This window comes from Pseudoalteromonas rubra (genome assembly GCF_005887115.1).
Taxonomy (GTDB): domain Bacteria; phylum Pseudomonadota; class Gammaproteobacteria; order Enterobacterales; family Alteromonadaceae; genus Pseudoalteromonas; species Pseudoalteromonas rubra_F.
The window spans coordinates 144,876-153,730 of record NZ_PNCJ01000013.1 but is presented as its reverse complement, the minus strand read 5'-3'; the positions used below and the strand labels follow the sequence as shown (position 1 = coordinate 153,730).

At 51.2% G+C, this 8,855-nt stretch carries 6 protein-coding genes and 1 pseudogene; 4 read left to right on the top strand and 3 right to left on the bottom strand.

The genetic code is table 11. The features are described 5' to 3' along the window. Positions 1–1,007, bottom strand: a pseudogene (locus CWB98_RS09485) (IS256 family transposase); the annotation flags it as partial. Positions 1,008–1,413: 406 nt separating this feature from the next. On the opposite strand from CWB98_RS09485, the gene CWB98_RS09480 reads away from it, so the two are divergent. The 3 genes from CWB98_RS09480 (at position 1,414) to secF (ending at position 4,771) form a co-directional block, all read left to right on the top strand. Beyond that, the gene (locus CWB98_RS09480) at positions 1,414–1,938 is read left to right on the top strand and encodes a hypothetical protein (protein WP_138544649.1); all 525 of its coding nucleotides are present in this window, start codon (positions 1,414–1,416) and stop codon (positions 1,936–1,938) included. A gap of 114 nt (positions 1,939–2,052) precedes the next feature. Further along, the gene (secD, locus tag CWB98_RS09475; protein ID WP_138544648.1) at positions 2,053–3,867 is read left to right on the top strand and encodes a protein translocase subunit SecD; all 1,815 of its coding nucleotides are present in this window, start codon (positions 2,053–2,055) and stop codon (positions 3,865–3,867) included. Between the two features lies 1 nt (position 3,868). Next, positions 3,869–4,771, top strand: a complete 903-nt coding sequence (secF, locus tag CWB98_RS09470) for a protein translocase subunit SecF (RefSeq protein WP_138544647.1) — start codon at positions 3,869–3,871, stop codon at positions 4,769–4,771. Positions 4,772–4,820: 49 nt separating this feature from the next. On the opposite strand, the gene CWB98_RS09465 is transcribed toward secF, so the two are convergent. Together CWB98_RS09465 and CWB98_RS09460 are read right to left on the bottom strand one after the other, a co-directional pair. After that, complete coding sequence (locus CWB98_RS09465) at positions 4,821–6,935, bottom strand: winged helix-turn-helix domain-containing protein (RefSeq protein ID WP_138544646.1); 2,115 nt, start codon at positions 6,933–6,935, stop codon at positions 4,821–4,823. A gap of 191 nt (positions 6,936–7,126) precedes the next feature. Continuing rightward, positions 7,127–8,149 (bottom strand): dTDP-glucose 4,6-dehydratase, encoded by a 1,023-nt coding sequence (locus CWB98_RS09460; RefSeq protein ID WP_138544645.1) that lies wholly within the window; start codon positions 8,147–8,149, stop codon positions 7,127–7,129. Positions 8,150–8,333: 184 nt separating this feature from the next. Here CWB98_RS09460 and CWB98_RS23940 point away from each other — a divergent pair, with 184 nt between their 5' ends. Next, positions 8,334–8,831, top strand: a complete 498-nt coding sequence (locus CWB98_RS23940; protein ID WP_171045619.1) for a hypothetical protein — start codon at positions 8,334–8,336, stop codon at positions 8,829–8,831. The last annotated feature ends 24 nt before the right edge of the window (positions 8,832–8,855 follow it).

Sequence of the window (8,855 nt, the reverse complement as noted above, 5' to 3'; positions counted from 1 at the left end):
CTGGCGATGTACAGCCTCCACGGCGTTTGTCGTGTAGATAGGCGTTCTCACGTAATCCGGGTACTTGAAGTAAGCGCTGAGTGTCGGCCATTTACAGCGCCATGATTTGATGACCAAAGGGTATTTTCCCCCCCCCACTTGGCTTCCAGTTCGTCCAGCGCGATTTCCGCAGCATAAACGCATTTGAGATCCGCCATGAAAGCCTTCTGGTTTTTGGATGCCACGTATTTGAGTGAGTTACGGATCTGGTGAATGATACAGTGCTGGATCTCGGTGTTCGGATAGATGGTTTCAATGGCTTCAGGGAAGCCTTTGAGGCCATCCACGCAGGCAATCAGGATGTCTTTAACGCCTCGATTATTAAGGTCGGTCAATACGCTTAGCCAGTGATGGGCACCTTCCTGGTCTGAGAGATAGAGGCCCAAAAGTTCCTTTTTGCCTTCGATGTTGAGAGCCAAAATGGTGTAGATGGCTTTACTGACATAACGTCCGTTTTCTTTGATTTTGTAGTGAATAGCGTCGAGCCAAACAATGGGATATATGGCTTCCAAATCACGTTCACGCCAAGCCTGTAGCTCAGACAGTAGCTTATCTGTTACGGCATTAATAGTACCGTTGGAAATAGATATATCGTACATATCGGCGATGTGAGCGCGGATATCCTGGTAGCTGTTACCCAAGGCAAACAGCGCAAGAATCTTACGTTCTAAGTCTTCGGTCAGATGGGTTTGGTGCTTTTTCACCAACTGTGGCTCGAAGGTGCCAGCTCGGTCACGAGGCGTCTCAAGTTCGAATGCACCAGTGGGCCCTTTGACCGTTTTAGTGGATTTACCGTTCTTACGGTTGGGCTCGGAACTTTCAGCTAAGTGGTTTTCCAACTCAGCCTTCATTGCGGCTTCAGTGAGTTGTTTTATCAACGGGGTGAGCGCTCCATCTTTACCAGTGAGGTTTTTGCCGTTCTGGAGCGCTTTCAATACAGAATCAAAATCAAATTTTTGTGTAGTCATGAGTCATTTCTCTTTTTGTTTCTTAACTTATCGAAATGACACAGAAAATTGAACACTACCTCTTCTGTTGACTTATTTGCTTTGTTAACAATCTAATTTATTTAGTGAGCCGATTAGACTCCACGTATCTTCATATGAATTCGTTTACCAAAGGCACATGGTTTGATACACACCACTAAAATTCCCAACCACTTGAAACCATGAGAGTTACAATCATTTCAGGTTGTGAACGATCGACTCAGTTAACTTACAGGCTGACTCACCTCATTTTAGTTTCAGCGCTTAACAAGTTAAGCGCTGAAACTTATTCCTTTGTCCCGTATCTATTCTTCTCACTTTGCAGATAAGCAAACTATTTAGCCTTACAGCTATTGAAAAACCGCCTTGCCGACTATATCTTCACCACATGAGTTATGAGACATTTGCCAAAGTGCTGCGGTGTTTAGTGCCGTTTTTGCTGTTATGTACGCTACTGAATATGGGTAGTCGTGATGCTGTGGCCGCAGATTGGCAAACTCAACCCGTCTCTGTGGTTGTGCTGTCACAGGCAGTGAGTGCCGAGCCACATACAGCGCCCGACGCGAATGATCTCAGGCATAAGGTCACTGACACTGCACTGATCAAGCATTTGCCTGCACCTGGTACTGAGGTGTCGCATTCACAACCGGCAAGCTATCCCGCGCAACTGCCGTCACAGAACCGTTTAACGCATCCCAGTTACTTTCTGCATCCGGACCAGCAGCCGGATTATGATCTACTCTATGCCTTTGCTGACCCCGACTTGTATCGGGTGAGCCAGCAATATATTCATCAACCTTTGACGCGACCCTGGCATCAGTGTGCGACTCGTGCACGCACGGGGCTGATCAATGACTGTCAACCCGCCAACTTAACCTATCGAGCAAGACTGACTTATCAGCTGAGCGCCTGATCTCACAACACAAACCGACCGCAAGGTTCGGTCGGATTACAACACGTTTTATCAGGTAAATAGCGAAAGTGTGAGCGGCCAAATGAGGCAGCTCATCGTTAAGTGAGTCAAATTATGAATAGAAGAGCGAACGCTGCGAATACGGCCTGGCCGGCGCGGCTTAAAAGTCTGCTGGTGGTAGCCGTGATCCTGATACTGGGTCTGTGTGCTATGCCCAACTTATATCAAAACACCACCCAACTCAGTATCCGTACACTAACATCAGAGCCGGCAGCACCCGGCCCGGACCAGCTTGTGCAGTTGCTGCAAAGTCGCGGCTTTACCGTGGCTGACATAGAGTCGGGCGAACCGACTTTGGTTACACTAACTCCACAAACTGCCTCCGCTGCAGCACAAGAGGTATTGGCTGAGGCACTGCGCGGGCAGGCTTCGGTAACCGTGGTTGAACAAGCTACTGCACCTTACTGGCTGCAACGACTGGGCCTGTCTCCCATTAAACTGGGTCTTGATTTGAACGGTGGTGTACTGTTCGTGCTGAAAGTCGACACAGAGAAAGCATTGGAAAAGCACATGGAAAACATTGCGCTGGAGGCCAAAGCGCTGCGGATCCGTGACAAGTTAAAAGGCGTTCGTATTGAGCGCAGTTCGGTTGCTGGTCTTGAGCTGGTGGCACTTCCTCAGGGAGAGGCGGCACTGCATCAGTTGCAGTCGGCATTACTGGGTCAGTTTCAGCATCTGAGTGTCAGTACACACCAGCAAGGCAGCTTGTTGCGTGCTTCCTTAAGCTATGATGAAACCGGCAAGGCGGCTTTTGAAAAGCAGACTATGACACAAGCGTTGACGACGCTGCGCTCGCGGATTGAAGAGCTGGGTATTACTGAAGCTGTGACGCAGCGTCAGGGCGCGAATTATATTCGCATTGAACTACCCGGGGTGCAGGATCCGGCGGCAGCAAAGCGGATCATCGGTGCTACGGCACAGTTGTCTTTTCACGCTTTGCAGGAATTCGGTGGCAAGCGCGTTAAAGCTGAACACGGAATGGTGAGGTTAGATCCGCGAGCCATTTTTACTGGGGCCGATATTGATTCGGCGCAGGCTGGCCGGGACGAATACGGAAAGCCTCTGGTACAGCTGTTTCTATCATCCCAGGGCGGCGATAAAATGCTGCGTTTTTCCCGCACGCATGTGGGTCAGCCTATGGCGACTATGTACAGTGAGTACATTGCCGACAGCCGGGGAGAGATCCGCGAAAGCAGTCAGGTGATCTCAGTGGCTACCATCCAGCAGGTGCTGGGGCAGCGCTTCAGCATAACCAATTTAGGGTCGTGGCAAAAAGCGCAGGATCTGGCACTGTTACTGCGGGCTGGCTCCTTAGATGCGCCCCTGACCATAGTAACTGAGCGCACCATAGGGCCGAGTTTGGGTGAGCAGAACATCAGCAGCGGCTTTGCGGCACTGGCACTGGGTCTGTCACTGACGCTGGGTTTTATGTTGCTGTGGTATCGCAAACTGGGCGTTATAGCCTGCGTGGCGCTGGTGGCGAATCTGGTGTGTTTAGTGGGTCTGATGTCTTTGTTACCCGGTGTGGTGCTGACCTTACCGGGGATTGCGGGTCTGGTTCTGACCATAGGCATGGCAGTCGATACCAATGTGATTATCTTTGAGCGGATCAAAGAAGAAAGGCGGCAGGGGAGCAGCATGCGCGCGGCGCTAAAACGTGGTTATCAGCAAGCGCAAAGCAGCATCATAGATGCCAACCTGACCACCATGATCACTGCATTGGTATTAATGTCCATCGGCTATGGCCCGGTTAAGGGCTTTGCCATCACCCTGGCTCTGGGGATTATCACTAGCATGTTTTGCGGTGTGGTGGTCTCCGGGCAACTGTCTCAGTGGGTCTATCGGACCAAGCCGGTAAAAGGAGCCTGATATGCGCGATTTATGGCAAACACTTCGAACCTCTGGCTTAGTGCTGAGTCTGATTGCGATGATACTCAGTTGTGTGCTTATCAGTCAGCGAGGTCTTGAGCTCGGGCAGGATTTTACGGGTGGCTATGTCACAGAATTCCAGCTTGCTCAGGATATATCCGGCGATGAATTACAGCACCAGCTGGCACCTCATGTGAGCGGAGAGTTTCGTTTATCTGCTCAGGGGGCACTTCACTGGCAAGTATTCCAGCCGCCGCACAATGACAGACCGACGCCACTTAGCTGGCACACTCAGTTACCCGACAACCTGGGGGTGGAGATCCTCGACAGCCGTTTTGTGGGTGCCCAGATTGGTGCTGAACTCATTGAACAGGGCGGGCTGGCTTTGCTCGTTAGCCTGTTGGCAGTAGGCTTGTATCTGATTGTTCGGTTTGAATGGCGACTGGCTGTGTCGGCAAGTCTGGCCCTACTGCACGACGTGTTGATTACATTGGGCTGGTTTGCATTCACCGGCATGGAGTTTGATCTGACGATATTGGCCGCTTTGCTGGCTATCATTGGTTACTCACTGAATGATTCTATTGTGATTGGCGACAAAGTCCGTGAGTTGGTGCGCGCCAGGGAGGATTGCAAGGTCAGCGACACCATCAATGCGGCACTTAGCAGTACACTGGGCAGAACCACCATTACTTCTTCAACCACGCTGACAACCATAGCGGCATTGTGGTGGCTCGGCGGTGCCAGTTTGCAGGGATTTGCGAGTGCCTTGTTTATCGGGGTTACGGTGGGAACCTGGTCTTCTATTTTTGTCAGTGCCACTTTACCGCAGTGGCTGGGGCTGAGTCATCGTAATTATCAGCGTTCGCTGAGTGAACAAGAGCAACAGCAGCTGGCAGAGCCTTAAAAAGCGCGGTGTTTAAAGGGCAGAAACGGCTGCCCTTTTGAGTTACTGCTTACTCAGCCAGCAGCAACTCCACCACTTCTTTTCGGGATGTAAGCTGCTTGATCAGCAAGATCTGTTGATCGTTGACCGCCGAAATACGGACAATATCATTTGCCACTGTGGTTAAGATCTTAAAGTTACCGCTGTGCAGATCGTAAGACCACAATTGTGCGTTTTCATTGATCCCGTACAAGGTATTGCCATAGGCCGTAAAGCGCCGCTCGCTGCCCTGATCAAGAAGTGGCTCAATCAGCTCGTCTTCAACCGGGCCGGATCGCCAGAAACGATCCATGTGATCGGTATAAACCAGGCTACCGTCAGCGGTTTTGAGGGCCCAGGTGACCTCGCGGTCGTTTAGAACACGTATGGCTGAGTTTGTCAGGTTCAGTTCGGCAAATGTGAGCACCCCATTTATTTTGAGCTGGGCAAGTGCCGTCTGAGCGCGGCTGTCCCAGTAAAACAATTGCTCTACCGGATGCGCCAGGGGAATGGCGTGCGCAGTGCCATCCAGCGCGAACTTCACCAGCGCTTTGTCGGCGTTAGTTAAAAGCTCACTGCCATCGGCTGACCAGTGGGTTTCGTATAAAAAGGTGTCCATCGGGAAGTTGCTGAGCTGACGGGGTACTTGCCCGTCGCTGAGCCAGATCTGCATTTGTCCGGAGCGCGCCGAGTTAAAGGCGAGCAGGTCACCCTCCGGCTGAAATATCGCATTACTTTCTTCTTTGGTGGAGCGCTCGAGGATTGTCGCTTGCGACGTTTGCAGCGAGTCATCATTGCCAAACGGCATAGTCAAAATATCACTGTCATACTGCCCCTTGATCACCAGCATACGGTTACCGTCTGGATGAAACACCGGGGAACCCATAGGTTCGTCAACTGGCAGGGTCACGGGGCTGACTTGTCCCTGATAAGTCAGCGTATATAACTGGCGTCCGGTGCTGAAGGCCAGCTGGTTTTCATAGGGCGAAAAGTTGGGATAGATGGGCCTGAACCGGGCAATGGTATTTGGGTAGTGTATGCGGTGACTGGATACCAGCTCGCCATCGGGCCTCAGCATATCGAGATAATAGTGCTCTCCCTCACCAAGGCGCACGACTGCCAGCAGGCCGTCTTTACGGGAATAATCATAGCTGATGATGTCGCCGTCGCTGATCTCATACAGAGGCGCGCTGGTGTTATCTGTCATTGAGTAGCGGAGCAGCTTCCAGCGCTCGTCGGTTTTTTGTAGCAGGGCGATATGCTCGCTATCCAGCCATTGCGGCTCTCTGATCTGTGAGTTTTTGCATTCCAGCACACGCGTTGGGGTTTGCGGTGTTTGCAGCGCTTTATCGAACTCCAGCGTCATCAGGTGATAACAGAGCTTCTGGGTGACGGGTTGCACACAGGTTGAGGTTTGCACGAATGCCAGGGTTTTGCCGTCGGGTGAAAACTGATGTTGCCCGTTGATATCCAGATTGTTCGTCAGGCGAAACTCCTGTTGGGTGTCGATGCGCTTTGCCCAGATGCTGTTACGGCACAGCTCAGTCGAAAAACGATGGAATACGATATATTCGCCGTCGGGCGAGTAAACCCCGGCGACTTCGCGGTTATCGGTGGCCGTCAGAGGGCGAAATTCGCTGATGGTCAGCTGCTCGCTTGAACTTGGCTCAAATAATACTGATGCAGCGAGGCCAACAATAAAAAACGCCGCCGCAAACAGGGCAAATCCGAATTGCGAGCGGGAGCGTATTTGCGCGGGCGCTGGTGTGTGGCTTGATTCGGGTTGAGTGTCCTCTGTGTACTGTGCCGGTGCTGCGCTTGGCGACTGGGTTTGCCAGCGTACGTCACATTCCAGACTGTAGCCCTGCTTGGCATGGGTTTTGATAAAATGCTGTTCCTTGCCATCATCACCCAGTGCTTTTCGTAACTGAGCAATGCAGCGTTGCAAAGTATTAGGCGAGACTATGGTATCCTGCCAGACTGCATCCAGTATTGCGTCCTGACTGATCACCTGGCCCTGCTGCTGAGCCAGTACGGTCAGTACCGACAGTGCTTTGGGTGCTAAGGTTTTGACCTCTTGGTTTACGGTGATTTGGTTACGCGATAAGTCTACAAAAAACTCACCAACCCAGTATTGCTGTGTCATAACATCCCTAGTGCGCTTGGCGCTTTCACTGCCACTCGGCCAGTGTGGCGCTACTTTTGTTATTATTGTTGTTAGTCCGGCCCGCTTATCACTCAAACCCGCACAAGTGCTAGGGCGGTGGATAAACGAATATCAGCAGAATATAACATCGGCGTTGAATTACCAATGTTATGGTGTCTTATCTGGAGGGATTAGCACCATCTGGGATTAAGTAAGGTCCAATGCACCACTTGCTCCAGACGATCAAGCAGATCCACCTTAGGTGACCAGCCCAGCTGTTTCATTTTTTCGCCGCACAGGGCATACCTCAGGTCATGCCCCGGCCGTGAGGAATGAAAGTCTACCAGTTCATAATGCAAAGGTTTGTTTTGCACTTGTGCAATGATCTGGGCCAGTTCTAAGTTATTTAGCTCTCTGGCGCCAACGATATTGAATTTTGGGCAAAGGGGTTGTTCATGGTCGATGTGTTCTGACCAGTTGATATCAACCAGAAACAGCAGGGCATCGGCAACATCCTGTGCATGAATATAAAAGCGCGATCCTGGGATGGTACAGGTTTTGTCGCTGTGGATCGTGACGGTTTCTCCTTGCTGTATTTTTCTGATGCTTTGTGGAATAAACTTCTCCGGGTGCTGTCGCTGCCCAAACACATTCATGGTATGGGTGATCACCACGGGTACTTGATAGGTGTTGTGGTAGGCGACGGCGAGCTCTTCGCCCCCGGCTTTGGTTGCTGAGTATGGATTGGTGCTGTTGTAGCGGTCATTTTCTTTGTAGCGTACTTCGGCGGGCGCCGGACCAAACACCTCGTCCGTACTGAAGTAAAAAAACCGTTTTAGATTATCCTGAGTACGGGCAAAATCCAGAATATTGCAGGTGCCCACGACGTTATCCAGCACAAAGCTCATGGGGTAGGCAATACTTCTGTCGACATGAGACCCCGCAGCCAGATGAAAAACATAATCTACCCGGCCAATTTCCTGAGTAATTTGTGGGTTTAATGCTGCTTTTAAGTCGTGAAACACAATTTTTACCCGCCGTGTCACAGCCGGAGGAAGTTCGCTCAATGCATCCTGCAGCCGGTTCAGGTTGCCGCTGTAGTCGAGCCTGTCCAGCGTGATGATGTGCCAGTCTGTTCGCCGCAGAATCTCCAGCACCAGGTGATGGGCAATAAATCCGGCACCTCCTGTAATTAAGACACGTGTTTCAGCCATAAATATCGCTCGGTGAATGGGTGATACGTTTAACTATAGCCGCTCATAGCGGGTGTACAGAGCAAACCGTTATCGGGAGGTGACTAAGTGAATCGACCACGAAGAAGATTATTCAGTTTTTTGCATTGAACTTGATGGTTTATCGACCATACTGTATGAGTACCCAATTACCCGGGAGGTACTCATGAATTCCAACTTAACGCGCATTGCAATGGCCGTGCTGTTGGCTACGTCGATGAATGCCTATGCAAAAGGCAAAAAAATCGAGATATGTCACCATACTCGTTACGATGTGCGCGTAATTGAAGTATCAATGAAAAGGGCGAACAGGCTTATCCGCAATCGAGGCGCTTTTTTGCCCTATGTGCTATATCAGGACAAGGATTATGATGGCTTTGGCAATGCCGAGGTGAGCATTAAGGCCTGCACAGATTATGTCGATGGGTATGTCGACAACGATACCGACCTGGATGATACCGATCCTAATGTGACCGATCAGCCTGTGGCGACACCGCCGCCGCCACCTGCACCCACAGCCATGCCGCCTGCACCGCCCTCAACGGTTTGTGCTGTGCCACCTGCACCTACAGGCATGCCACCACCACCGCCAACCACCTTTAGCAACATACCGCCACCTCCGCCGCCCACAACCTTTGGCGGGGCACCACCTCCACCGGTATAACATGACTTAGCAAAGCACTGTTCA

What these genes read in the sequence shown, in the direction of transcription:
- CWB98_RS09465 (WP_138544646.1), bottom strand. Translation starts at nt 6,935, where the DNA reads ATGACACAGCAATACTGGGTTGGTGAGTTTTTTGTAGACTTATCGCGT.
- secF (WP_138544647.1), top strand. Translation starts at nt 3,869, where the DNA reads ATGCGCGATTTATGGCAAACACTTCGAACCTCTGGCTTAGTGCTGAGT.
- CWB98_RS09460 (WP_138544645.1), bottom strand. Translation starts at nt 8,149, where the DNA reads ATGGCTGAAACACGTGTCTTAATTACAGGAGGTGCCGGATTTATTGCC.
- CWB98_RS09480 (WP_138544649.1), top strand. Translation starts at nt 1,414, where the DNA reads ATGAGTTATGAGACATTTGCCAAAGTGCTGCGGTGTTTAGTGCCGTTT.
- secD (WP_138544648.1), top strand. Translation starts at nt 2,053, where the DNA reads ATGAATAGAAGAGCGAACGCTGCGAATACGGCCTGGCCGGCGCGGCTT.
- CWB98_RS23940 (WP_171045619.1), top strand. Translation starts at nt 8,334, where the DNA reads ATGAATTCCAACTTAACGCGCATTGCAATGGCCGTGCTGTTGGCTACG.